Source organism: Yoonia vestfoldensis SKA53 (assembly GCF_000152785.1).
Classification (GTDB): Bacteria; Pseudomonadota; Alphaproteobacteria; order Rhodobacterales; family Rhodobacteraceae; genus Yoonia; species Yoonia vestfoldensis_A.
In genome coordinates this window covers 1,868,113-1,891,575 of the sequence record NZ_CH672414.1, presented here as the reverse complement: position 1 = coordinate 1,891,575, position 23,463 = coordinate 1,868,113, and the positions used below count along the sequence as shown (strand labels likewise).

Here is a 23,463-nt window from a genome sequence, read left to right as displayed (position 1 = left end):
TGCGCGACCCTAGGGCCGGGGCGGCTGGATTGTCCACCAGAACGCAGCGTCCGGTCAGCCTTGCAAGGACCGCACGTCAATATCCCCTTCTTCGCGCGCCTGCATGGCCAGCACAGCGGCATGGCTGGCAGCGGCAGTGGTGAAATAAGGGATCTTGTCATAAAGCGCGACGGCGCGGATATCGCGGCTGTCCTCGACGGCTTGCGCGCCTTCGGTGGTGTTGAACACCAGCGCGATATGCCCGTCTTTCAGGCGGTCAACGATGGTCAGCCCGCCTTCATAGACTTTGCTGACCACTTCGCAGGTGATCGCATGCTCGGTCAGCCAGGCGGCGGTGCCGCGCGTGGCGACAATATCAAAGCCCATGGCGCGCAGGATTTGCGCCGCTTGCACCATATCTGCGGTTTTGTCCGCATCGCGGATAGAGATGAAGACAGTGCCGGTTTCAGGCAGATTGGTGCCAGCGCCCATCTGCGCCTTGAGAAACGCGCGCGGGAATGACCGGTCCCAGCCCATGACTTCGCCGGTGGAGCGCATTTCAGGCCCAAGGATCGTATCGACGCCGGGGAAACGGGCAAAGGGCAAAACGGCCTCTTTCACCGAAAACCACGGCGTGTTGGGGTCGGCCAACGTAAAGGCATCGCCCAAGGGCAGCACATCCATCGGGTTTTCCGATGCCGGATAAGGCGCGCGCAGCGGGAAGTTGGACAAAGGTTCACCCGCCATCAACCGCGCAGCAATGGACGCGATGGCGCTATCCGTGGCCTTGGCCACAAACGGCACGGTGCGCGATGCGCGCGGGTTCACCTCGATCAGGTAAACCTCTTCGTTTTTCACCGCGAACTGGATGTTCATCAGGCCGACAACATGCAGCGCGCGGGCCAGCTTTTCGGTCTGGCTGCGGATTTCCGCGATCATTGCCGCAGACAGTGAATAGGGCGGCAGGGAACAGGCGCTGTCACCGGAATGGACGCCTGCCTCTTCGATATGCTGCATGATTCCCGCGACATGGGTGTTTTCACCATCAGACAGGCAATCGACATCTACCTCGACAGCGCCGGACAAATAGCTGTCCAGCAGTACGGGGCTATCGCCGGATACGACCACAGCTTCGGAAATATAGCGTTCCAATTGCGCCTGATCGCGCACGATTTCCATCGCGCGGCCCCCCAGCACATAGGACGGGCGGATCACCAGCGGGAAACCGATGGTTTTGGCAATTTCAAATGCTTCGGCATCCGAATGGGCGATACCGTTGACGGGCTGTTTCAGCCCCAGTTTCTGCACCAATTGCTGGAACCGTTCACGGTCTTCGGCCAGATCGATTGCATCAGGCGTGGTGCCAAGGATCGGGATGCCAGCCTCGTGCAAGGCATTGGCGAGTTTCAGCGGGGTCTGCCCGCCGAATTGCACGATCACGCCGTGCAGCACGCCGTTTTCCTGTTCTACCCGCAGGATTTCCATCACATGTTCAAAGGTCAGCGGTTCGAAATAGAGCCGGTCCGAGGTGTCATAATCGGTCGACACGGTTTCGGGGTTGCAGTTGATCATGATCGTTTCATAGCCCTGATCAGTCAGGGCATAGCAGGCATGACAGCAGCAATAATCAAATTCGATCCCCTGCCCGATCCGGTTCGGCCCGCCGCCAAGGATGACCACCTTTTTACGATCTGATGGGCGTGCCTCGCATTCCACATCGCCCATGACGGGGGTTTCATAGGTCGAATACATATAGGGCGTCTGCGCTTCGAATTCGGCGCCGCAGGTGTCGATGCGCTTGAACACGGCCGTCACGCCCAGATTGTGGCGCGCGCGGCGCACGTTATCCTCGGTCCGGCCTGTCAGCGTGGCAAGGCGGGCATCGGTGAAGCCCATCATCTTGATTTTGCGCAGGCCGGTTTCCGTCACGGGCAGGCCGTTTTTGCGAATCTCGGCCTCTGCGTCGATGATCTCGCGGATACGGGCCAGAAACCACGGGTCGAATTTGGTGACAGCGTGGATGTCATCATCGGACATGCCGTGGCGCATGGCTTGGGCAATCACACGGATGCGGTCGGGGGTCTGTTGCGCCAGTGCTTTGGTAATCGCGGCAGCGTCAGGCGCACCGGGGATGGTGATTTCGTCAAAGCCGGTCAGGCCGGTTTCCAGCGACGCCAGCGCCTTTTGCATCGATTCGTGGAAGGTGCGGCCAATCGCCATCGCCTCACCCACCGATTTCATCGCGGTGGTCAGGTGCGGTTCAGAGCCTGCGAATTTTTCAAATGCAAAGCGCGGAATTTTCGTGACGACATAGTCAATGGTCGGCTCGAACGACGCAGGTGTGACGCCGGTGATGTCATTGTCCAACTCGTCCAGCGTATAACCCACCGCCAGTTTCGCGGCAATTTTCGCAATCGGGAAACCTGTGGCCTTGGACGCCAGCGCGGAGGAGCGTGACACCCGCGGGTTCATCTCGATCACCACCATGCGGCCATCGGCGGGGTTGATCGCCCATTGCACGTTGGACCCGCCGGTTTCGACACCAATTTCACGCAAAACGGCGATGCTGCCGTTGCGCATGATCTGGTATTCCTTGTCCGTCAGGGTCAGCGCAGGGGCAACGGTGATACTGTCGCCGGTATGCACGCCCATCGGATCGACGTTTTCGATGGCGCAAACGATGATGGCATTGTCGGCCTTGTCGCGCACGACCTCCATCTCGAATTCTTTCCAGCCGAGCAGGGATTCATCGACCAGAATTTGCCCGACGGGGGATGCCTCCATGCCTGTGCGGCAGAAATGTTCATATTGTTCACGGTTATAGGCGACACCGCCGCCCGTGCCGCCAAGGGTAAAGGCGGGGCGGATGATCGCGGGCAGGCCAACATATTCGATGGCGTCGATGGCCAGTTGCAGACCGGCCTTGATGTCACGCTTGCCGTTTTCGCCCTTGGGGGCGGTGATGATCGTGGCCTTGGGGTTTTCGATGCCAAGCCGGTCCATCGCCTCGCGGAACAGCTTGCGGTCTTCGGCCATTTCGATCGCTTCGCGTTTCGCGCCGATCATCTCGACCCCGAATTTTTCAAGCACCCCCATATCGGCCAGCGCCAACGACGTGTTTAGGCCGGTCTGCCCGCCCATCGTGGGCAGCAAAGCATCGGGGCGTTCTTTTTCGATGATCTTGGCGACGATTTCCGGCGTGATCGGTTCGATATAGGTGGCGTCCGCCAGCCCCGGATCGGTCATGATCGTGGCGGGGTTCGAGTTGACGAGGATGACCCGATACCCTTCTTCGCGCAGTGCCTTGCAGGCCTGTGCGCCGGAATAGTCAAATTCGCAGGCCTGCCCGATAATAATGGGACCCGCGCCAATGATCATGATCGATTTGATGTCGGTCCGCTTTGGCATCGTACTGCCCCCTGATGTGCAAATTGTCGTGGGTTATAGGGATGACGCGCGCAGGTGCAAGGCTTTGCGTGGGCGAATGGGTGCAAAGTCAAAATCTGCTGATTTTGACGCCTCCGGCGGGAGTATTTTGACCAAAGCGAAGCAGTGGTTGACACGGACGGGCCAAAGGGGTGTATCGGGCGGGCCTGTATTTTCGCCAAAGGACCAAGCCATGCACGCCTATCGCAGCCATACCTGTGCCGATCTGACCGCCGCCGATGTTGGCAAAACCGTGCGTCTGTCCGGCTGGGTCAATCGTGTGCGTGATCACGGCGGCATCCTGTTCATCGACTTGCGCGACCATTACGGGATCACGCAGGTGCTTTGTGACCCTGATTCCGCGGCCTTTGCCGATGTCGAAAAGCTGCGGTCGGAATATTGCATCCGGATTGACGGCGAAGTGAAGGCGCGGGATGCGTCACTGGTGAACCCCAAGCTGCCCACCGGCGAGATCGAGGTATTCATCCGCGAGGTCGAAGTACTGGGTGCGGCAAAGGAATTGCCGCTGATGGTGTTCGGCGATCAGGAATACCCCGAGGAAACGCGGCTGAAGTACCGGTATCTGGACCTGCGCCGCGAGGCGATGCAGAGCAACATGAAGCTGCGGTCCGATGTCGTCGCCTCGATGCGGCGGCGGATGTGGGACAAGGGGTTCCGCGAATACCAGACGCCGATCATCACCGCATCCAGCCCCGAAGGCGCGCGGGATTTTCTGGTGCCAAGCCGCCTGCATCCGGGCAAGTTTTACGCGCTGCCGCAGGCCCCCCAGCAGTTCAAGCAGCTGATCATGGTGTCGGGCTATGACAAATATTTCCAGATTGCGCCGTGTTTTCGAGATGAAGACCCGCGTGCGGACCGCTCGCCTACGGATTTCTACCAGTTGGACTTGGAAATGTCGTTTGTCACGCAGCAGGACGTGTTCGATACGATCCAGCCAGTGATCGGCGGAGTTTTTGAGGAATTCGGCGGCGGGCGCAAAGTCGACCAGACATGGGAGCAGATTTCCTATAAAGATGCGGCCCTATGGTATGGCACCGACAAGCCCGACCTGCGCAACCCGATCAAGATGCAGGTCGTCAGCGACCATTTCCGCGACTCTGGGTTTGCGATTTTTGCCAAGCTGCTGGAGCAGGACGGCACCGAAATCCGCGCCATTCCCGCGCCGACAGGCGGGTCGCGCAAGTTTTGCGACCGCATGAACGCCTTTGCCCAGAAAGAAGGGCTGCCTGGGATGGGCTATATTTTCTGGCGCGATCAGGGCGAAGGCATGGAGGCCGCAGGCCCTCTTGCCAAGAACATCGGGCCTGAACGGACCGAGGCGATCCGCCAGCAGCTGGGGCTTGGCCTTGGCGACGCGGCATTTTTCCTTGGTGGCAAGCCCAAGGCGTTCGAGGCAGTGGCGGGCCGCGCGCGCACCGTGATTGGTGACGAATTGGGGCTGACCGACAAGGACCGTTTCGCCTTTGCCTGGATCGTCGATTTCCCGATCTACGAACAGGACGCCGAAACCGGCAAGATCGATTTCGAACATAACCCGTTTTCCATGCCGCAAGGCGGGATGGAGGCGTTGTCGGGCGATCCTTTGGCCGTGCGGGGCTATCAATATGATCTGGCCTGCAATGGCTATGAACTGGTGTCGGGCGCGATCCGCAACCACAAGCCCGAGATCATGTTCAAGGCCTTCGAGATCGCGGGCTATGGCGAGGACGAGGTGCGCAAGCGGTTCGGCGGCATGGTCAACGCGTTCCAATACGGCGCGCCACCACACGGCGGCTGTGCGGCGGGGATTGACCGGATCGTAATGCTGCTGGCCGACGCGTCCAACATCCGCGAGGTCATCATGTTCCCGATGAACCAGCGTGCCGAAGACCTGATGATGGGCGCGCCAAGCGAGCCGATGAACGAACAATTGCGCGAATTGCGCCTGCGCGTCGTGCCGCCCGAAAGCTAAATCGGCCCGCCTGCCGCAAGGCGCTGTTGCACCAGTTGCGACAGCGCCGCGATATCAGCATGCGGGTTTTGTGACCGGTTGCGCGTGATTTCCACGGCGCGCACGGCACGCGACAGATCACTGTCCTTGCCATTGCGCGCCACGTCGCCCAAAAATTGCATGACATAGGGCAGTGATCGGTTTGGTTCGGGCTGGCCAAGCAGATGCGCGACCTGTGACAGGTCATCACGCAAGGCGATCCGGTCCGGCACCACCCGTTCGTCGGGCAAGGCGCGCGGCCCGGGTGGTTGTCTGTCCGCAGGCAGGTGTTGCAGAATCGCGGTCTGAAAGGCTGCCAGATTATCGATCGGTTTCGCCAGAAACCCGTCAGCACCTGCGCGGATCACCGCATCATGCGCCGTTTCATCCCCGCTGGTGCCGATGATCACCGGAATGCGCGGCGTGGCGCGCGCCAGGCTGCCGATCAGGTCCAACCCCGACCCGTCTGGCAGCCCCAGATCAACCAGGCAGACCGAGGGTCGATAGACCGCCAGATGCCGCTGCGCCGTTTGCAGGCTGTCGGCGCGCCGGATACGTGCGCCCGACCGCAGACAAAGCAGGCGCACGGCTTCGCTTGCAAAACGGCTGTCTTCGACAAGCAGCACTGTCAGCCCCAACAGGGGGCGTTGCGCTGTCGGTGTACGGGCAAGCAAGATGCTGTCGGTTGTGTCCATGGCGATTCGTCCTTTCACTGGCGCTGCTGTAGTTTGGGCAGGATAGGGTGAACGTAGCCTTAAGGCCGACGCGCGTTGCGCGCTGCGCGGCGCTGCGGCATAACAAAATCACACAAAGGAGGATCGCCATGATCGGACGCTTGAACCATGTTGCCATCGCCGTACCTGATCTGGTCGCGGCCAGCGACCAGTACCGCCAGATGCTGGGGGCCGATGTCGGCGCGCCGCAGGATGAGCCGGATCACGGCGTCACCGTGGTTTTCATCACGCTGCCGAACACCAAGATCGAATTGCTGTACCCGTTGGGCGATCAATCGCCGATTCAGGGTTTTCTAGACAAGAATCCTTCGGGTGGTATTCACCACATCTGTTACGAGGTAGATGACATCTTGGTTGCACGCGATCACCTGCTGGACCAAGGCGCGCGCGTGCTGGGCGGGGGTGCGCCCAAGATCGGCGCGCATGGCAAGCCTGTGCTGTTTTTGCACCCCAAGGATTTCAACGGTTGCCTGATCGAGCTTGAACAGGTCTGAAATCGGCGTATCTGGATCATAACAGCGAAAGGAAACGACTTGGCTATCACATCTGGTATCGTTTTGTTTATGGTCATCTGGTCGATGGTGTTTTTCATCGTCCTACCGCTGCGCATGGTTAGCCAAGGTGACGCGGGCGAGATCGTGCCGGGGACCCACGCTTCGGCCCCAGCCGATGGCCAGGTCGGCCGCAAGGCGAAGATCACCACCTATTGGGCGCTGCCTTTGTGGTGCATCATCACGGCGGTCATTTTGTCAGGCGTGATTTCCGTGCGTGACATCGACATGTTCGACCGGATGGGGCCAGCCGTCGTCAGCGACTGAGCTTGTGGAACAGGTGGGTGAATGTCGCAGCCCCCAGCACCGGGATCAACAGGTTGATAAACGGGACTGACAGCGGCACCGCCATCAGGCAACCGGCGATCCAGATCGTGCCTTGGTGGCGTTTGGCCATGGCCCGGGCATCAACCCGCCCGATCCGGCGCATGGCCGCCAGCTGGAAATATTCCCGCCCCAGCAGGAATCCGTTCAGCGCGTAGAAGATAAAGAACGCCGCGAAAGGCAACATCGCATAGACCCCGAAGGCCAGCAGATTGGCTGCAATCAGCAGGCCAAGAAAGCTGATCGTATCGCGCAGCCCCTCGAAAAAGCCTATGGGTGGCATCGGTGGTAGGTCGGGGAAATGGGTGTCTTCGACGGCTTGCGCCACCTCGTCCAGAAATAGCGATGTGATGGCGGATGCGACAGGCACCATCAAGAAGACCGATAGCAGGATCATCAGCCCCAGCGACCCCCAGCTGAGCAGATCACCCAGCCAGGTGATTTGCCCAACGCCGGGCAAAGTGACCGGTTCGGCGGTCAGTACTGCGATCAGCCACAGCAGACCTGCATAGATTCCCACCAGCAGCGCGATCGTCAGCCCGATCCCCCGCCACAGCACGCTGCGAAAACGCGGGTCTGACACTTGCGCCAGCGCCAGCAGGAAGGATGACAGGATCATGCGGTCATCCAGCTGGTGATCGCCGCAATATCGGGTCGTGGACGGTCGGGAGGTGCGCTCGTTTCGGTGCCAAGATGGATCAGGCCGGCGATATTTTCATGGTCGGCCAATCCCAGACCATCGCGGATAAAGTCGCGGTCATGGCTGGGCCAGCCCGACAGCCAGTTTGCGCCCCAGCCCGCCGACAGCGCGGCATTCACCAAGGCCAGACAAACCGCGCCCGCCGAATAAACCTGTTCGATCTGGGGGATCTTGTCGGATGGCTTGGGGCTGCTGACCACGGCAATCGCCAGATCAGCCTGCGCATATTGGTCCTGGGCCTTGGCGCTGCGGTCAGGGTCGATGCCAAGCACGGTTCCGCGCGCAGCCACCAGCCCTGCCAGACGCATCAAGGCGGGCTTGGTCAGCACGATGAACCGCCATGGTTCCAGCTTGCCGTGATCGGGTGTCCGCGCGGCGGCGGTCAACAGGGTGTCCAACGCATCGGCATCGGGGACTGGCGTGGTCAAGGTCTTGGCCGGGCGCGACCGGCGGGACAACAAAAAGGCAAGTGCCTCGGGGTTTGGTGTGGGCATGGTGGCTCCTGCGGATGGGTGCGAAAGTGATAGGGCGTCGGTGGTCGGGTGGCAACGGGACAGGCGGGATCCGGCTGGCGATCTGCGGGCTGTACGACCTTTTGGTGTGACCCTTGCGGACAATTCAGGCTTGATTGAGGCCGCATTTTGCGCAGGTTACGATGCTGCGTGAAATCGTCATGCGGTTAGATGCGCGGCCATATCGTCGATCACTGTGTCAAGATAGGCATCGAACCCTGCGTCGGGCTGGCGCAGCGGAAATACCTCGGCAAAAGGGTCGGGGGCGTGAACGGTACTGCCCGCCATCGTTTGTAACACGGCATGGCCGCAGAATGGCACATAGGTTTCTGAATAGCCGCCTTCGTGTACCATCACCAACCGCCCGTCGCAGATATCGCGCGCAAGCTTCATCACCCGTGCGGTCATCTGCGCGAATGTATCCGCCGTAGCCAGCATCCGGCCCAAGGGGTCGTTCGCCGCTGCATCATAGCCGCAGGCGATGATCAGCACGTCTGGCGCGAAATCGCGGATCGCGGGCAGCGCTAGGCGGTCCATCGCGGCCAGATATCCCTTGTGCCCGGTGCCGGGTGGCAAGGGGATGTTCAGGTTGCAACCGGCCCCCGCCCCCGTGCCGCGGTCGGCAAAAGCGCCGGTATCCATCGGATAATTGCGGTCTTGGTGGATGGAAACAGTCAGCACATCGGCGCGGTCGTAAAATATGGCCTCGGTTCCGTTGCCGTGATGCACGTCCCAATCCAGCACCGCGAAACGCTGCGCCAGCCCTGCCGCGCGCGCCGCCTCGATCGCGATGCCGATATTGTTGAGAAGACAAAACCCGTTGGGAAAATCCGGCAGGCAATGATGGCCGGGTGGGCGTGACAGCGCATAGGCATTGTCCATCTCGTCCTGAAGGACAGCCAAGAGCGCGGCTTTGGCCAGCCCAGCCGACAGCGCCGCAATCTCGTATCCGCCGGGACCAAAAGGCGTGCGGCGGCCCAATTCGCCGCCACCGGCGTCCGACAGCGCCTTGAACCGCTCCAGATAATGGGCCGGATGCACGCGCAACAGATCGGCGGTGGTGGCGGGTGCGGCCCCGCGCATCACAAGATCACGGGCCAGACCTGTCACCGCGATCAGGTTTTTCAACCGGCGCTTGGTTTCAGGGCTTTCGGGCAAGCCACCGTTCATTGGCTGCACCAGCCCGCCCACCGGCAACATGCCTGCGTAATTGCCGCCGCCATGCCAGAAACAGCGTTCATCCCAGAAAAACCCGGTCGTCATGTCTTGCGCAGCCGGTAGATGCCTTCGGGCAAATCAAGTGCGGCCTGCAGATCGCGCAGCTGCGTCATGGACATGGTGATCTGCACGTCACTATCGCTGCGCGGATCATATTGGGTCAGGGTGACGCAATCATCAAAAGCGTTGATGATCACATCCTCGCGCAACGGTGCCTTGCCTTCGTCGACAAGGGTAACCACGGTCGCGTCGTAATCGTGTTCTATGCTAAACATGGGGTAAGCCTAACGGGACATTGCGGGCCAAGCAATCGTGACTGGCAGGGCTGGGGCAACATGCTATTGTCCGCGGTGATCCTGTTTCCAACCGGAGTGTTCTATGCGTCAGGTCGCTGTTCTTTTTGCCCTGATCCTGGCTGCCTGCGCGCCGATGGACACAGCGCCACGACCAACGGGCGCGACACCGGTCGTCCAGCCGCCTGTGGACAGCGGTGCGCTGCTGCCTGCCAGTCAGGTCATGGTCAATTTCCGTATTGCCGTGACACGGATCGAACCCGTGGCCGAACAGATATGTCGGCAGCGCGGCAATAACAGCAATTGCGATTTCCTGATCCTTGTGGACGACCGGATCGGCGCGCCGATGAACGCCTATCAGACGCTGGACCGCAACGGCCGTCCTGTCATCGTTTTTACCGAACGGCTGATCGCGGATGCGCGCAACGTCGATGAAATTGCCTTTGTTCTGGCGCATGAAGCCGCGCATCACATCGAAGGCCATATCGCGCGCCAACAACAAAACGCGGTTCTGGGGGCGGCGCTGATCGGCAGTCTGGCGGGGGCCTTGGGCGGCAATTCGCCCGATGCGGTCCAGACCGCCCAGCAATTGGGGGCCACGGTCGGCGCGCGCGCCTATTCGCGCAACTTTGAACTCGAGGCTGATGCCACCGGCACCCGCATCGCCCATGCGGCGGGGTTCAACCCGTTGCGCGGATCGGAATTCTTTTTCCGCATCCCCGATCCGGGCAACCGGTTCCTTGGCACGCATCCGGCCAATGCTGACCGGCTGCGCGTGGTGCGCGAGGTTGCAGCCACGCTTTAGCCCTGTGCGGCCACGCCTGAGGCGATGGCGATGAAAAAGCAGGCCGAGGCAATGACCACGCACCCATGCCAGATCGCTGTCGCATAGCGCAGGCGCTGCGCGGCGTAAAATGGCACCCCCGCCGTATAGATCAACCCGCCCAAGGCGATCAGGACAATCGTTGACAATGGCACGACCGGCCAGAGCGACCATATCAGCGGAGGGCTTAGCCAGCCCATGACCAGATACAGGGCTGGCCCGGACCGCCCCGGCGTGCGCCAGAAAAACAATTTCAGCACCACGCCGATCAGCGCCAGCGTCCAGACCAAAGCCAGCACCAGATAGGCAAAACCGCTGCCGATCGTCACGACCAAGGGCGTATAGGTCCCCGCAATCTTGAGATAGATTGCGGCGTGATCGATGCGGCGCAACAGGGGCCGGATGCTGTGCCACGGCGTCAGGTGATAGACCGCCGAGGCGACAAAGGTTGTGATCAGTGTTGCGGCATAAATCGCAACGGTGGTGATTTGGGTTGCGTCGGCCGTGCCTGCCGCCCAGCCCAGCAGCAAGACTGCACCCGCCACCGCGCCGGTGACGCCTGCGGCGTGGACCGTGCCATCGGCGATGCGTTCGGACCTGTTGGGTATAGGGTAGATTGGGAAATTTCCTGCTTTTACCTAGAAATGAACAAGTCTTTGCCTGCGTCAAATGTTCCGTTGGGTCATGCGCGGCGCCTGGCTTGGGGCGCTGAGGCTGGGGGTGGCTTGATGAACTGGCTTTGCCCGCTATCTAATCTAAAACTGTCTGATCGGAGATATCATGCGCCTGTCATATCTTGCCTTCGCCTTTGCTGTCCTGCCTGCCGCAGCGTTTTGTGCGGGCAGTGATGATCCGGCGCCACCCAAGCCAACGGAAACAACGACTGTCTGTGCTGACGGGCTTGTCTGGGACCTTGCAACGAAAAGCTGCATGTCCCCCGCAGACAGCACCAATGATGACAACGCGCGGCTGAACGATGTGCGGGAACTGGCCTATGCCGGGTATTACCAAGCTGCGTTGGATGTGCTGGACACGTTGGATAACCCGGCCGCGCCTTTTGCGCTGACCTATTACGGTTTTGCCCATCGCAAGGCCGGACGAATTGATCTGGGCATGGCCTATTACGATGCAGCACTTGCGGCCGATCCCGACAACCTGCTTGCGCGGTCCTACATGGGTCAGGGTTTCGTGGCCTCTGGCGATATGGTGCAGGCGCAGGTGCAACTGACAGAAATCCGGATGCGCGGCGGACGCGACACATGGCCGGAACTGGCGCTGGCGCAGGCGATCGCAACCGGGGTTGGCACAACATACTGACTTGATCCAGCGCAAGGACCGCGTTTTCCCAACCTGTCATCCTAACCCCATAAAATGGAGGTCCATGATGCAAACATTGGGTGACATGCGCGAACATTTCCTGCGGGTGGTGAAGATGTCGGGGGCCTGCGGGGTCAACCTGTCGGCCGCGCTGGACGAAGGCCAGATCGACGCGCCGGAATACGCCGATATGGTCACGCGGTGCCGTGGCTGCGCGCAGGTCGGCAAATGCGACAAGCTGCTGGCCACGAGGCCTGTCCTGCCAGAGGCGCCCGCCTATTGCGAAAACCGCGATGAATTCGCCCAATTGCGCGATGTACAAGCGGTCTGACGGGCGATTTCGGGGTGCGACGTTCTGGAACGTTTGTGATTTGCGGGTTCCGGCCTATGCTTGACCCAGTGTCAACTTAGGAGGACGACATGCGTTTGATCGTACTTGCCTTGGCCATGCTGCCCGCTGCGGCCTTTGCCCAGGAAACGACCCTGCCTACTGCCGCCGAACCCGTGGCCCAAAGTTGCCCCGCGGGCATGACCTTTAACGCCGCCACGCAAAGCTGCGGCCTGACCCCCGCACAAACCCCGACGCCAGCGGCCAGCGACGGTTTTGGCTGCAGCTTCTCTGCCGCAAGGGAAGTGACGTCGTAAGCCAAGCCAGCCGGAAGGGAACCTAAGAGCGCATCGCGAGAGCGGTGCGTTTTTTATGAATAAGATGCCGCAGTCTGCAAAATCTGATCCGCATGATCGTAAATCTGACCTAAATGCTCCATCTCGAATTTTTGCTCGACTTTGTCGGGATCAAAAATACCCAATACGTTCTTTGATTTCGCATTGAAGTAGAAACGGACGAGTGGCTTTCTGTTGTTGTTATCCACAAAAACACTGCAGTAAGTTTTCGAGTCGCGAATTGTGATCCTGTCAATAGCTACGCTACGCGCCGCAATCGCCTTTACGATCAAGAATGCTTGAACCTCTTCTTCAGTAGTGACGATTTCGCTTTGCTCGGTTTCCGTCTCTTCCTCAGAAGCTGTGGCTTTTGTGCTGGGCTGAGCTTCTGGCCTGAAGGCAATGCCAAGCTTATCTTGGATTCGATCTTTGATAATGACATCAAGAGCCGACTGTATCGCTGGCCTTAGTTGCTCAACGATTGCTTTTGTGAGCATGCCATCATGTATCTTTCGGCCAACAACCTTGATAAAGTCGTCGTCGGGTTCATCAAGCTGTGATTTCAAATACTGTGCGGCTTTGCTTTTGTACTTGAGCGCAGAAGCCGCTTCTAGGATGTTCTCGATCGAGAAAATGTCCTTTTGAAACCTTGCTAGTTCTTCAATCGCCTTTTCATCATGATTTTGGAAATCAAAGGTAAAGAATGGCTTCTTATCCATCTTGTTGGTGTCATCTATATCAGAGAAGAACCAAGCTTCTTTACCGTTTGTTAAAATCGCGACTTTTGATTCTGTGGTGTGGAAATATCTAAATAGCTGGCTGAATTGAGCAGACCCGAGTGTCATTGTGATCGGCTTCACTTCAATCAGTATTGTCGTTTTGCCATCAATTTTGAGAGCAAAATCAACTTTCTCACCTTTTTTCAGGCCTACATCGGAGATAAATTCAGGAACAACTTCGTCAAGATTGAACGGATCAAAGCCGAGGGCTTGAATGAATGGTAAAACAACTGACGTTTTCGTTGCTTCTTCTGTCAAAGCCTTGCTTGCTGCAATGACTGACCGTTTGGATAACTCTTTGATTTTTTCTGCAAATTGCATGTGATGAACCTACCGTACTCGCTGCTACAGCTTAGGTCGCAAAGCAAAAAAAACGCAAGCGCAAGTTGTATATGATGGCGTGCTTAAGCCAATCCACCCCACAAATCATACTCCCCCGCCTCATCCACTACAACCTGAACGATATCGCCTACGGACAGTGCCTCTGTCCCTTCGTCGATGAACAGGTTGCCGTCGATCTCGGGTGCGTCGGCCCATGTGCGGCAGGTCGCGATGCCGTCCTCGTCGATGTCGTCCACGATGACCTCCAGCCGCTTGCCGACCTTGGCGGCCAGTTTGGCGGCGGAAATGGCCTGCGCTTTCGCCATGAAACGGTCCCAGCGGTCCTGTTTCACCTCGGCCGGCACATGGTCGGGCAGGGTGTTGGACCGCGCGCCCGCGACGTTTTCATACTGAAAGCAGCCCACGCGGTCGAGCTGGGCTGCATCCAGCCAGTCGAGCAGGTGCTGGAATTCGGCCTCTGTCTCGCCCGGATAGCCGACGATGAAGGTGCTGCGCAGCGTGATGTCGGGGCAGATGGCGCGCCATGCGGCGATTTCATCCAGAGTTTTCGCCCCCGCCGCAGGCCGCGCCATGCGCCGCAGCACATCAGGGTGGGAATGCTGGAACGGAATGTCGAGGTAGGGCAGCACGCCGTTGGCCGGGTCCGCCATCAGCGGAATGAGGTCGCGCACATGCGGATAGGGATAGACATAATGCAGCCGCACCCAAGCCCCGAGCTGCCCTAGTTCGCGGGTCAGGTCGGTGATATGGCTGCGCACCTGCCCGTCTTTCCACGGGTTCAGGTCGTATTTGCGGTCAAGGCCGTAAGCACTGGTGTCCTGCGAAATGACCAAGAGTTCGCGCACGCCTGCCTGCACCAGCTTTTCGGCCTCGCGCAGGACGGCATGGGCGGGGCGGCTGTTCAACAGCCCGCGCATGTCGGGGATGATGCAGAATTTGCACTTGTGATTGCAGCCCTCGGAAATCTTCAAATAGCTGTAATGGCGCGGTGTCAGGCTGACGCCGGTCGCCGGCAACAGGTCGATGAACGGGTCGGGGCTGGGTGGCACCGCCAGATGCACGGCGTCGAGCACCTGTTCATATTGATGTGGTCCGGTGACGGCCAGAATGTGCGGATGATGTTCGCGGATGTAGTCAGGTTCGGCCCCCAGACAGCCGGTGACGATGACCTTGCCATTTTCGCGCAGGGCTTCGCCGATGGCATCAAGGCTTTCGGCCTTGGCGCTGTCCAGAAAACCACAGGTGTTGACGATGACTGCCTCGGCGCCCGCATAATCGGCGCTGATTGCATAGCCTTCGGCGCGCAGCCGCGTCAGGATGCGTTCGCTGTCCACCAGCGCCTTGGGGCAGCCAAGGCTGACCATGCCAATCGTGGGCTGGCCGTCGCGGCGGGTGTCGGTCACCTGCGCGCGGGCAAGATCGGGGCGGAGTGATGGCGGATTCTGTGTCATAGCCCCCTATAGACGGTCCAAAGGGCGCTGGTAAGGTGGGTCTTGACCCACCCTACGCGGATTTTAACGCCGACGGTCGCGCCGTGCTGACATCGGCTGGAACGCCACGCCGACATGCGCCTCGCAATAGGGCTTGCCTTGCTGGACGGGCAGGCCGCAAAACCAGAAATCTTCGGTCGCAGGATCGCCCACAGGCCATTTGCAGGTTTTCTCGGTCAGTTCCATCAAGGTCAGCCGCTTGGCGGTCTTTTCGACCTCGTTCACCTTGGCCAGCGCCTCGGGGCTGATTTCATTTGCTGAAGGTTGCGGCGGCAATGGCTGGCCTGCAGGAATGATGGCGCGGCGTGCTGCGGAAATCGGGATACCGTTTTCGTCGAGTTCCAGCTCTTCTTTGATTGCAACCGCCATGCTTGGCTTGGCCTTGGGCGCGGGCTTGCTGACGGGCTTGGCGCTAGGGGCCTCGACGGTTTCAGACGGCTTTTCCTTAAGCGCAGGTTTGGCAGCAGGTACGGCGGTACCCGTGCCCGCGCGGTTGGAAAGGCCCAGCCTGTGGACCTTGCCGATCACAGCATTGCGGGTCACACCGCCTAATTCCTTGGCGATCTGGCTGGCCGACTGGCCATCGCCCCACATCTTCTTGAGCGTCTCGACGCGCTCGTCTGTCCAGGACATATGACTTCCTTCGGTTTCGCGGGCCAGACACCCTTTGGGGTCGCGCCACGCCATGTCTAGCCACTCATACTAGTCACTGCCACGGGTGATGTGAAGGCGCTCAAGCACCTTTTGCACAAGTTCCGGCGCGCTGTGGCGTCAGCCGGTGCTGCGACAGCGGCGATAGCCCACCGCATCTGTGATCTAAAAAGGCGGCGCGCCGACCAGCATGGCGAACACGCCCAAGTGAGACACCACATGATCGTCCTGTTGCGTGCCGTCGGATCGGGCTGGCCACGCGCGCAGGATAGAGTATGTCTGAGGCCAAGACAAAGGACCGGCAGAATGAAAAGTATGAACGAGATGGGTGTGCGCCGCTTTGGCCGCGTGAACTGGCTGGGGGCATGGACCCTGATGATCCGCGAAATCCGGCGCTTTGTGAATGTCTGGTTGCAGACAGTGATGGCGCCGCTGATCAACGCGGGCCTGCTTTTGATGATCTTTACCATCGCCATCGGATCGCAGCGCGGTGATGTGATGGGGGTCGATTTCATGACCTTCCTGGCGCCTGGTATCCTGACGATGACAGTGATCCAGAATGCCTTTGCAAATTCGTCATCCAGTCTGGTCTCAGCCAAGGTGCAGGGCAATATCGTCGATACGTTGATGCCGCCCTTGTCCGCGGCAGAGCTGGTGGCGGGTTACATCGGCGGTGCGGTTGCGCGCGGTTTATTGGTGGGTGTCGTGATCGCGGCGGGGTCTTTCTTGTTTCTGGATGTGGGCTTGGTGCATGCCGGTTGGGCGGTGACCTTCATCCTGCTTGGCTCGATCCTGATGGGCGGCTTGGGGATCATTGCGGGCATCTATGCCAACAAGTTCGACCAATTATCCGCGATCACCAATTTTCTGGTGACCCCGCTCGCCTTTCTGTCGGGCACGTTCTATTCCATCGACGCCTTGCCGCCATTCATGCAGACGTTAAGCCATGCCAACCCGTTCTTTTACATTATTGACGGGGTACGTTTCGGCATGATCGGCGTCAGCGACAGCAGCCCGTGGACCGGCCTTTGGGTCGTGACCGGCAGTTGCATTGTCGTGCTCGCGATCTGTCACCGCTGGATGCGGTCTGGTTACCGGCTCAAAGCCTGACGCGCTAATAGATATCGCGCACCGCAATGCCGCGTGCCGCCATGACCGCGACCAGCGTTTCCAGGTCAGGCATGTCACGGCTGAGGATCTTTTCTTCGGTTCCGTCCTTGCAGATGATGATGGCGGCAGTTTCAGGATCGGTCTGCGTCGCGCGCAGATAGGCGATCTTGTCCAATGCGAGAGCGCGCGGTCGATGCCAAGCGGACAACACCAGATAGACGTCATCGACACGGATTCCCGTCACCGGACGCGGCACGAGCATTAGCGCAAAAGTCAGCATGCCCAAGGCCCAGACCAACCAAATGAGATCGGGTGCATTGGCAACGGAAATCGCCGCCAGCAAAAGGACGACGCCCATGCCGCTGAGCCAGATCAAACCTTTCCCGCGGGCGCGGCGATACTCGTAAACCTCGTTCATTGAACACCGCTTACCATTGCATCATGGCTGTATTTTGTCTGGAGTCGTGCTGATTAGGGCGAATTTTTATTTTTTCTCTCGCGCAGGGCCAGCAATGTTGCGCCGCTGAGGATAATCACAGCGCCCAGCACGCTGATCCGGTCGGGGACCACGCCAAAGATCACGCCGTCATAAACAGCGGCAAAGACCAGCGTCAGATAGCTGAAGGGCGTCACAAAGCTTGCATCCGCCCGCGCCATCGCATTGACAAAACAGGTCTGCGCCGAGGCCATTAGCACACCGATCCCCGCAAGAGCCGCCCATTGCCCCGCTGTCGGCATCGTCCAGACTGGCAGAACGGCCAGTGTCGCGATGCAAAGCCCGATGGCATTGTTGACCAGCAGGATCTGGAACGGCGGTTCGCGATTGGCTAGCTTTTTGATAAATATCAGCTCGATCCCCATCAGAACCGCCGCCCCCAGCGCCAGTAATCCCGCGATCTGGAACGTCTCTGGCCCCGGCCGCAACAGGACCAGCGCCCCGATCAGCGCTGTCGCCGCCGCGACCCAGCGCCATGGCCCGACCTTTTCGCCCAAAAGCGGGATCGCCAGCAACATCCCAAAGACAGGGTTCAGGAAACTGATCGCGGTCGCGTCCGACAGCGGCATGAAAGCCACGGCCGCGAACATCAACGTCACACCGCCCCAGCCAAAAGCGGTGCGCCCGATATGCAGCCGCAGGTCTGGTTGGCGGATGTGGGGCCGCAGAACCGCGGCCAGTGCGCAAAGCGTCAGAAAGGCGAACAGAAACCGCCCATGGCTGACCTGCAACGGATGGAGCGGCGCGCCTAATACGCCTGTTCCCAGCAATTTTGCCAATATCATCGTGCCCGCGATGAACGCGGTCGCGGTCAGTATCAAAGCGATGGCAAGCGGTGGGTTTGGCGCGCGCAGGGTCATGCACGGATATGTGATCCGCCGCCCTGCCAATGACAATCGACAAAGCCTTTCGCAGGGTGTGGCGATGACAATTTGCAGGTGTTGCGCTTCATTTTTCAGCAATCACCTCGGATTCTGTTTCGCCGGCTGTTTTCGGCTTCTCTTGGCCAAAATGACGCGCTAAACTACCCGGATGACGCATAGCTTTCATCAAAGCCTTCTACGCCGACGCGATTTCGTGCGCGCCTGAGTTACGTCTGCCACCCAGCCCCAAATAAATTGACTCTGCTGCATTGGTCCTGCACCAATCTGGCGTATTGAAAAGGATGATCCCATGATCGCATCTGTTCTGCCGACCTATTCGCGCGCGCCGCTGACGTTTACGTCGGGGTCTGGCGCTTGGTTGACCGAGGCAGACGGGCGCCGATTTCTGGACCTCGGGGCGGGGATTGCCGTCAATGCGCTGGGCCATGCGCATCCTGCACTGGTTGCGGCGTTGACGGCGCAGGCGCAGTCCTTGTGGCATGTGTCCAATCTGTATCATATTCCCGCCCAGCAAAAACTGGCGGATCTGCTGGTGGAACATACCTTTGCTGACACGGTGTTTTTCACCAATTCCGGCACCGAGGCCTGCGAGCTAGCGGTCAAGATGGCCCGCAAATACTGGTACGACAAAGGCCAGCCGGATCGGACCGAGATTATCACCTTTACCGGATCGTTCCATGGCCGGTCCAGCGCGGGCATCGCTGCTGCGGGGTCCGAAAAGATGACCAAGGGCTTTGGCCCGCTGCTGCCCGGTTTCACTCATCTGGATTTTGGCGATCATGACGCGCTGACCCTTGCTGCGGCGCGCGACAATATCGCGGCTATCATGGTCGAACCCGTGCAGGGCGAAGGTGGCATCCGCCCCTTGCCCGACGTCTGCCTGAAAGGTCTGCGCGATCTGTGCGACCGGCACGGTATCCTGATGATTCTGGACGAGGTGCAATGCGGCATGGGCCGGACCGGCAAATTATTCGCGCATGAATGGGCGGGTATCACCCCCGATATCATGATGGTCGCCAAGGGTATCGGTGGCGGGTTCCCACTTGGGGCCGTGCTGGCCAACGAAAATGCGGCTAGCGGGATGAGTGCCGGCACGCATGGGTCCACCTACGGCGGCAACCCTTTGGCCTGCGCCGTGGGCTGCGCCGTGATGGAGATTGTCGCCGATCCGGCCTTTCTGGCAGAGGTGAACCGCAAGGCGGGTCTGCTGCGTCAAAAGCTGGAAGGGCTGGTCGCGGCACATCCCGATGTCTTTGTGGCGGTGCGCGGATCGGGCTTGATGCTGGGTCTGAAATGCAAGGCTACCAACACCGATATCGTCAAGGCGGGATATGACCAGGGCGTGCTGACCGTACCTGCGGCAGATAATGTCATCCGCCTGCTGCCTCCTTTGACCATCACGGATGAAGAGATCGGACAGGCCGTGGCACGGCTTGATGCGGTGGCACTGCACATGCAAAGTGAAGATGCGTGATGCGCATGCCCCAAACTGACAGTGGTGGATCAGCGGTTGTGCCATCTTTGGTCTATGCCACGGTAAACAATTGTGACCTGCCTGCAGGGGATCTTTGTCAAGGCGTGGCAGGGAATACGACGGCGGGCGCCGCCGATAGGTGGCAAATCGGTGCGTGGCAGATGCATCTGTGAACATCGGCTGCAAGAACCGGCCCAATCAAAGCGAATAAAAAGCGAATAATATGAATCACTTTCTTGATATCCATGTCACCCCGGCAGACGATTTGTCCGCGATCATCGCCAATGCGCGCCGGATGAAGGATGCCCGCGACGGGCTGCCCAAGGGCACGCCCGATGCCGAACAACCGCTGGCCGGCCAGATGGTCGCGCTGATTTTTGAAAAGCCTTCAACGCGGACCCGCGTGTCTTTTGACGTGGGCGTGCGCCAGATGGGCGGGCAGACCATGGTGCTGTCCGGCACCGACATGCAGCTGGGCCATGGTGAAACCATCGCTGATACTGCGCGCGTGCTGTCGCGCTATGTCGATCTGATCATGATCCGCACGTTCGAGGAACAGACGCTGCTGGATATGGCTGAATATGCATCCGTTCCGGTGATCAACGGGCTGACCAACCGCACGCATCCTTGCCAGATCATGGCCGATATCATGACGTTCGAGGAACATAACGGCCCGATCAAAGGCAAAAAGGTCGTCTGGTCCGGCGATGGCAACAATGTATTCGCCAGCTTTGCCCATGCGGCCAAGCAGTTCGATTTCGATCTGGTGTTCACGGGTCCGCCGCCGCTTGACCCTGATCCGGCGCTGGACGGGCTTTATACCATCATGCGCAATCCGAATGAGGCGGTGCAGGGCGCCGATCTGGTCGTGACGGATACATGGGTCAGCATGCACGACCCGCAATCCGCCCGCGAACGCCGCCACAACCAGCTGCGCGGTTATCAGGTCAACGACGCGCTGATGGCCAAGGCGAAACCGGATGCATTGTTCATGCATTGCCTGCCCGCCCACCGCGAGGATGAAGCGACCAGCAGCGTCATGGATGGTCCGCATTCGGTGATCTTTGACGAGGCGGAAAACCGGCTGCACGCGCAAAAGGCGATCATGCGCTATTGTCTGGGACGGTAGCGTCAGTCGCAGTGGCAGGAGCGCTCCGCGCGGGAGTATTTTGAACAAAGCGAGGCCAATGGCGGTGCAGCGTATCGCGCAACCTTGGCCGGTCAGGTGCCGCGCTGTTTCGTGCGCAGGGTCGGGTCGGCCTCGGTCGGGTCTTCGGGCCAGGGGTGGCGCGGGTAGCGGCCGCGCATATCGCGCCGCACATCTGCGTATGATGTTGCCCAAAAGCCCACGATATCCTGCGTGACCTGCACGGGTTTCTGTCCGGGTGACAGCAGCGTGATCCGCAGCGGTATGCGCCCCACCATCGGGTGGCGCGTGGTGCCGAACATTTCCTGCAGGCGCAGCGTGATCGCTGGCGTTGCATCGTCATAGTCGATCGGGATCTTGCGCCCCAAGGGGGTCTCGAAACTGGCGGGGGCTGCGGTATCGAGCCGTTGCATCTGGTCCCAGTCCAGCATGGCGCGCAGCGCGGGCAGCGGGTCGAACCGTTTCCAATCCTCTGCGCTGCGCACGCCCGCGAGGTCAGGCAGCAGCCAGTCTTCGAGCGTTGCCAGCAGTGTCGCATCATCCATGGCGGGCAGGCCATCGACCAAGGCAACCCGCGCCTGAAACCGCTTTGCCGCAGCCGAGAATTGCAACCCGAGCTGGCGCACACCGTCCAGCATGGCGCGCGCCACCGCGATGGCCGGCGCATCCGACCAGACGCGGTCATCCAGTACCAGCGCGCCGAACATTTCCTGTCTGCGCGAAAGCACCTTGCCGTCACGCCGTGACCATTGGCACAGGTCGTGCCATCCGATGCGGTCGGCAAAGAGCCCGCGCAATTCCGCCTCGGTGATGGTTGTTGCCTGTCTGACGCGCGCTTCGAGTTTGTCACCGTCCAGATCGGTCGCCACGATCAACCGTTGCCCTGCCAGCGGATCGGCGCTGTCGATGATCGCGCCTTTGCCGCCCGACAAAAGATAGCGCGGCGCGTCGCCCTTGCGCCGAAGCCCGATCCGGTCAGGATAGGCAAGGGCGGCTTGTTCAGCCAGCGTCATGGGGGCGGTCTTGGGCAAGCCTCTGGCAAGGCGTGCGATTTCGGGTTTGATCTGGGTGAGGGCTGCATGGTTGACCTGCCCGGGTCCGTCATAGCGCCCCTGTAACGCGTGGATCCGCAGCGCTAGATCGACCGGGGCACCGCGCAGGGGATCGCGCGCGGCCAGCAGCGCGGCAAGGGGGGCGGCCTGTGCGCCTGCCGTCTGCAGCATATGCCCAAGCCGTGGATGCAACGGCAGCGCCGCTAGCGCGCGCCCGTGTGCCGTGATCCGCAGATTGCCATCCAGCGCGCCAAGGTTTTGCAGCAGCGCGCGCGCCTCGGCCAAGGCGGCGGGGGAGGGCGGGGTCAGGAAGGCCAGGTCATCGCTGCCCCAGACGGCAAGTTCCAGCGCAAGGCCGGCCAGATCGGCGGCCTCGATTTCCGCGGGGGCGAAGGCGGGCAGGGCGCCATCCTCGCCCTTGGTCCAGAGCTTGTAGGCGTCACCGGGGGCGACACGGCCGGCGCGACCGGCACGTTGGGTGGCCTCGGCGCGGCTGACCCGTTCGGTGACCAGCCGCGACATGCCGGAGCCGGGGTCGAACCGCGCGCGCCGCGCGCGCCCTGCATCCACAACGACGCGGATGTCGGGGATCGTCAGCGATGTTTCGGCGATGGATGTGGACAGCACGATTTTGCGCCCGGTCGTGACAGGGGCAAGGGCTGCGCGCTGGTCCTTGAACGGCAGCGCGCCATAAAGCGGGCGGATCACGCAACCGTCCGGCAGGCGGCCTGACAGGGCGGCCATGGTCGCCCTGATCTCGCCCTCGCCGGGCAAAAAGACCAGCACGCCGCCTTTGGTTTCCTGCACCGCGCGGACCACCAGATCGGCGGTGGCTTGCGGCAGGCGGATGGTTTTGGGCAACGCCGTATCCAGAAAATGCGTGGTCACCGGATAGGATTGCCCGCGCGAGGTGATGACCGGCGCATCATCGAGCATGGCCGCGACGGGGGCGGCATCCAATGTGGCTGACATCACCAGCAGGATCAGATCGGGGCGCAGTACGGCGCGCGATTCCCAGGCCAGTGCCAGCCCCAGATCGGCGTTCAGCGACCGTTCGTGGAATTCATCAAAGATCACGGCACCAACGTCGGTCAGCGCCGGGTCGGACTGGATCATGCGGGTCAGGATGCCTTCGGTCACCACCTCGATACGGCTGCCGGGCTGGCTTTCGCCGCGCATCCGATAGCCCACCGTCTGGCCGGGCTGCTCGCCCAATGTTTCGGCCAGTCGTTCGGCGGCGGCGCGCGCGGCAAGGCGACGGGGTTCGAGCATGATGATCTTGCCGCGGGTCAGCCCGGCTTTCAGCATGGCCAGCGGCACGCGGGTCGTCTTGCCGGCACCGGGCGGGGCCTGCAAAACGGCGCGGCCATGCTGGCCAAGCGCTGCGACCAGATCAGGCAGGATGATGTCAATCGGCAGGTCGGTCATGGTGCTGGTCTGACGCGGGGGACAGGCGCGGTCAAGCTCGGCTGCACGACAAAAAACGCGGCCGTTTGCACGACCGCGTT

The 23,463-nt window shown here is 60.5% G+C and carries 23 protein-coding genes; 10 read left to right on the top strand and 13 right to left on the bottom strand.

The window, feature by feature from the left end; all coding sequences use genetic code 11:
- Positions 1-54 precede the first annotated feature (54 nt).
- Positions 55-3,387: a carbamoyl-phosphate synthase large subunit gene (gene carB, locus SKA53_RS09240; protein ID WP_007205869.1), complete on the bottom strand. Its 3,333-nt coding sequence runs from the start codon at positions 3,385-3,387 to the stop codon at positions 55-57.
- Positions 3,388-3,598: 211 nt separating this feature from the next.
- Here carB and aspS point away from each other — a divergent pair, with 211 nt between their 5' ends.
- Positions 3,599-5,377 (top strand): aspartate--tRNA ligase, encoded by a 1,779-nt coding sequence (gene aspS, locus SKA53_RS09235; protein WP_007205868.1) that lies wholly within the window; start codon positions 3,599-3,601, stop codon positions 5,375-5,377.
- Here aspS and SKA53_RS09230 read toward each other — a convergent pair.
- Positions 5,374-6,090, bottom strand: coding sequence for a response regulator (locus tag SKA53_RS09230; protein WP_007205867.1), 717 nt, complete (start codon positions 6,088-6,090; stop codon positions 5,374-5,376). The genes aspS and SKA53_RS09230 overlap by 4 nt on opposite strands.
- Positions 6,091-6,218: 128 nt before the next feature.
- Here SKA53_RS09230 and mce point away from each other — a divergent pair, with 128 nt between their 5' ends.
- The gene (gene mce / locus SKA53_RS09225) at positions 6,219-6,623 is read left to right on the top strand and encodes a methylmalonyl-CoA epimerase (RefSeq protein ID WP_007205866.1); all 405 of its coding nucleotides are present in this window, start codon (positions 6,219-6,221) and stop codon (positions 6,621-6,623) included.
- Positions 6,624-6,662: 39 nt separating this feature from the next.
- On the top strand, positions 6,663-6,947 hold the full coding sequence (locus SKA53_RS09220; protein WP_040482892.1) for a DUF1467 family protein: 285 nt from the start codon (positions 6,663-6,665) through the stop codon (positions 6,945-6,947).
- Here the strand turns inward: SKA53_RS09220 and SKA53_RS09215 are convergent.
- The 4 genes from SKA53_RS09215 to SKA53_RS09200 all read right to left on the bottom strand — a co-directional run bounded on the left by SKA53_RS09215 (position 6,937) and on the right by SKA53_RS09200 (position 9,709).
- Positions 6,937-7,623 carry an EI24 domain-containing protein gene (locus tag SKA53_RS09215; protein WP_007205864.1) on the bottom strand — a complete coding sequence of 229 codons (687 nt, stop codon included), beginning with the start codon at positions 7,621-7,623 and terminating at the stop codon, positions 6,937-6,939. The two genes, SKA53_RS09220 and SKA53_RS09215, sit on opposite strands and share 11 nt — an antisense overlap.
- Complete coding sequence (locus tag SKA53_RS09210; RefSeq protein ID WP_007205863.1) at positions 7,620-8,198, bottom strand: nitroreductase family protein; 579 nt, start codon at positions 8,196-8,198, stop codon at positions 7,620-7,622. The genes SKA53_RS09215 and SKA53_RS09210 overlap by 4 nt, the downstream gene beginning before the upstream one ends.
- 177 nt (positions 8,199-8,375) lie before the next feature.
- Positions 8,376-9,479 carry a class II histone deacetylase gene (locus SKA53_RS09205; protein WP_007205862.1) on the bottom strand — a complete coding sequence of 368 codons (1,104 nt, stop codon included), beginning with the start codon at positions 9,477-9,479 and terminating at the stop codon, positions 8,376-8,378.
- Positions 9,476-9,709 carry a hypothetical protein gene (locus tag SKA53_RS09200; protein ID WP_007205861.1) on the bottom strand — a complete coding sequence of 78 codons (234 nt, stop codon included), beginning with the start codon at positions 9,707-9,709 and terminating at the stop codon, positions 9,476-9,478. The genes SKA53_RS09205 and SKA53_RS09200 overlap by 4 nt, the downstream gene beginning before the upstream one ends.
- A 103-nt stretch (positions 9,710-9,812) precedes the next feature.
- Here SKA53_RS09200 and SKA53_RS09195 point away from each other — a divergent pair, with 103 nt between their 5' ends.
- Complete coding sequence (locus SKA53_RS09195; RefSeq protein ID WP_007205860.1) at positions 9,813-10,532, top strand: M48 family metalloprotease; 720 nt, start codon at positions 9,813-9,815, stop codon at positions 10,530-10,532.
- Here the strand turns inward: SKA53_RS09195 and trhA are convergent.
- On the bottom strand, positions 10,529-11,137 hold the full coding sequence (gene trhA / locus SKA53_RS09190; protein WP_347360068.1) for a PAQR family membrane homeostasis protein TrhA: 609 nt from the start codon (positions 11,135-11,137) through the stop codon (positions 10,529-10,531). The two genes, SKA53_RS09195 and trhA, sit on opposite strands and share 4 nt — an antisense overlap.
- Before the next feature lie 193 nt (positions 11,138-11,330).
- Here trhA and SKA53_RS09185 point away from each other — a divergent pair, with 193 nt between their 5' ends.
- From SKA53_RS09185 to SKA53_RS09175, 3 genes are all read left to right on the top strand, one after another.
- On the top strand, positions 11,331-11,867 hold the full coding sequence (locus SKA53_RS09185) for a hypothetical protein (protein WP_007205858.1): 537 nt from the start codon (positions 11,331-11,333) through the stop codon (positions 11,865-11,867).
- Positions 11,868-11,931: 64 nt separating this feature from the next.
- Positions 11,932-12,198: a DUF6455 family protein gene (locus tag SKA53_RS09180; RefSeq protein WP_007205857.1), complete on the top strand. Its 267-nt coding sequence runs from the start codon at positions 11,932-11,934 to the stop codon at positions 12,196-12,198.
- A gap of 89 nt (positions 12,199-12,287) precedes the next feature.
- On the top strand, positions 12,288-12,512 hold the full coding sequence (locus tag SKA53_RS09175) for a hypothetical protein (protein WP_007205856.1): 225 nt from the start codon (positions 12,288-12,290) through the stop codon (positions 12,510-12,512).
- 53 nt (positions 12,513-12,565) lie between these two features.
- Here SKA53_RS09175 and SKA53_RS09170 read toward each other — a convergent pair whose 3' ends face one another.
- From SKA53_RS09170 to SKA53_RS09160, 3 genes are all read right to left on the bottom strand, one after another.
- Positions 12,566-13,630: a type I restriction enzyme HsdR N-terminal domain-containing protein gene (locus SKA53_RS09170; RefSeq protein ID WP_007205855.1), complete on the bottom strand. Its 1,065-nt coding sequence runs from the start codon at positions 13,628-13,630 to the stop codon at positions 12,566-12,568.
- Positions 13,631-13,713: 83 nt separating this feature from the next.
- Positions 13,714-15,102, bottom strand: coding sequence for a 30S ribosomal protein S12 methylthiotransferase RimO (gene rimO, locus SKA53_RS09165; RefSeq protein WP_007205854.1), 1,389 nt, complete (start codon positions 15,100-15,102; stop codon positions 13,714-13,716).
- Between the two features lie 63 nt (positions 15,103-15,165).
- Positions 15,166-15,774 (bottom strand): GcrA family cell cycle regulator, encoded by a 609-nt coding sequence (locus SKA53_RS09160; protein ID WP_040483244.1) that lies wholly within the window; start codon positions 15,772-15,774, stop codon positions 15,166-15,168.
- 324 nt (positions 15,775-16,098) lie between these two features.
- Here SKA53_RS09160 and SKA53_RS09155 point away from each other — a divergent pair, with 324 nt between their 5' ends.
- A complete protein-coding gene (locus SKA53_RS09155; protein WP_040482890.1) occupies positions 16,099-16,902 on the top strand; it encodes an ABC transporter permease in 804 nt (267 codons plus the stop codon).
- 4 nt (positions 16,903-16,906) lie between these two features.
- On the opposite strand, the gene SKA53_RS09150 is transcribed toward SKA53_RS09155, so the two are convergent.
- Both SKA53_RS09150 and SKA53_RS09145 read right to left on the bottom strand, forming a co-directional pair.
- Positions 16,907-17,320, bottom strand: a complete 414-nt coding sequence (locus SKA53_RS09150) for a hypothetical protein (RefSeq protein ID WP_007205851.1) — start codon at positions 17,318-17,320, stop codon at positions 16,907-16,909.
- 53 nt (positions 17,321-17,373) lie between these two features.
- Positions 17,374-18,258: a DMT family transporter gene (locus SKA53_RS09145; protein WP_040483243.1), complete on the bottom strand. Its 885-nt coding sequence runs from the start codon at positions 18,256-18,258 to the stop codon at positions 17,374-17,376.
- Positions 18,259-18,571: 313 nt separating this feature from the next.
- Here SKA53_RS09145 and SKA53_RS09140 point away from each other — a divergent pair, with 313 nt between their 5' ends.
- Positions 18,572-19,756 (top strand): aspartate aminotransferase family protein, encoded by a 1,185-nt coding sequence (locus tag SKA53_RS09140; RefSeq protein ID WP_007205849.1) that lies wholly within the window; start codon positions 18,572-18,574, stop codon positions 19,754-19,756.
- Positions 19,757-19,979: 223 nt separating this feature from the next.
- A complete protein-coding gene (gene argF, locus SKA53_RS09135) occupies positions 19,980-20,885 on the top strand; it encodes an ornithine carbamoyltransferase (RefSeq protein WP_007205847.1) in 906 nt (301 codons plus the stop codon).
- 92 nt (positions 20,886-20,977) lie between these two features.
- On the opposite strand, the gene hrpB is transcribed toward argF, so the two are convergent.
- Positions 20,978-23,383, bottom strand: coding sequence for an ATP-dependent helicase HrpB (gene hrpB / locus SKA53_RS09130; RefSeq protein WP_007205846.1), 2,406 nt, complete (start codon positions 23,381-23,383; stop codon positions 20,978-20,980).
- Positions 23,384-23,463: the final 80 nt, after the last annotated feature.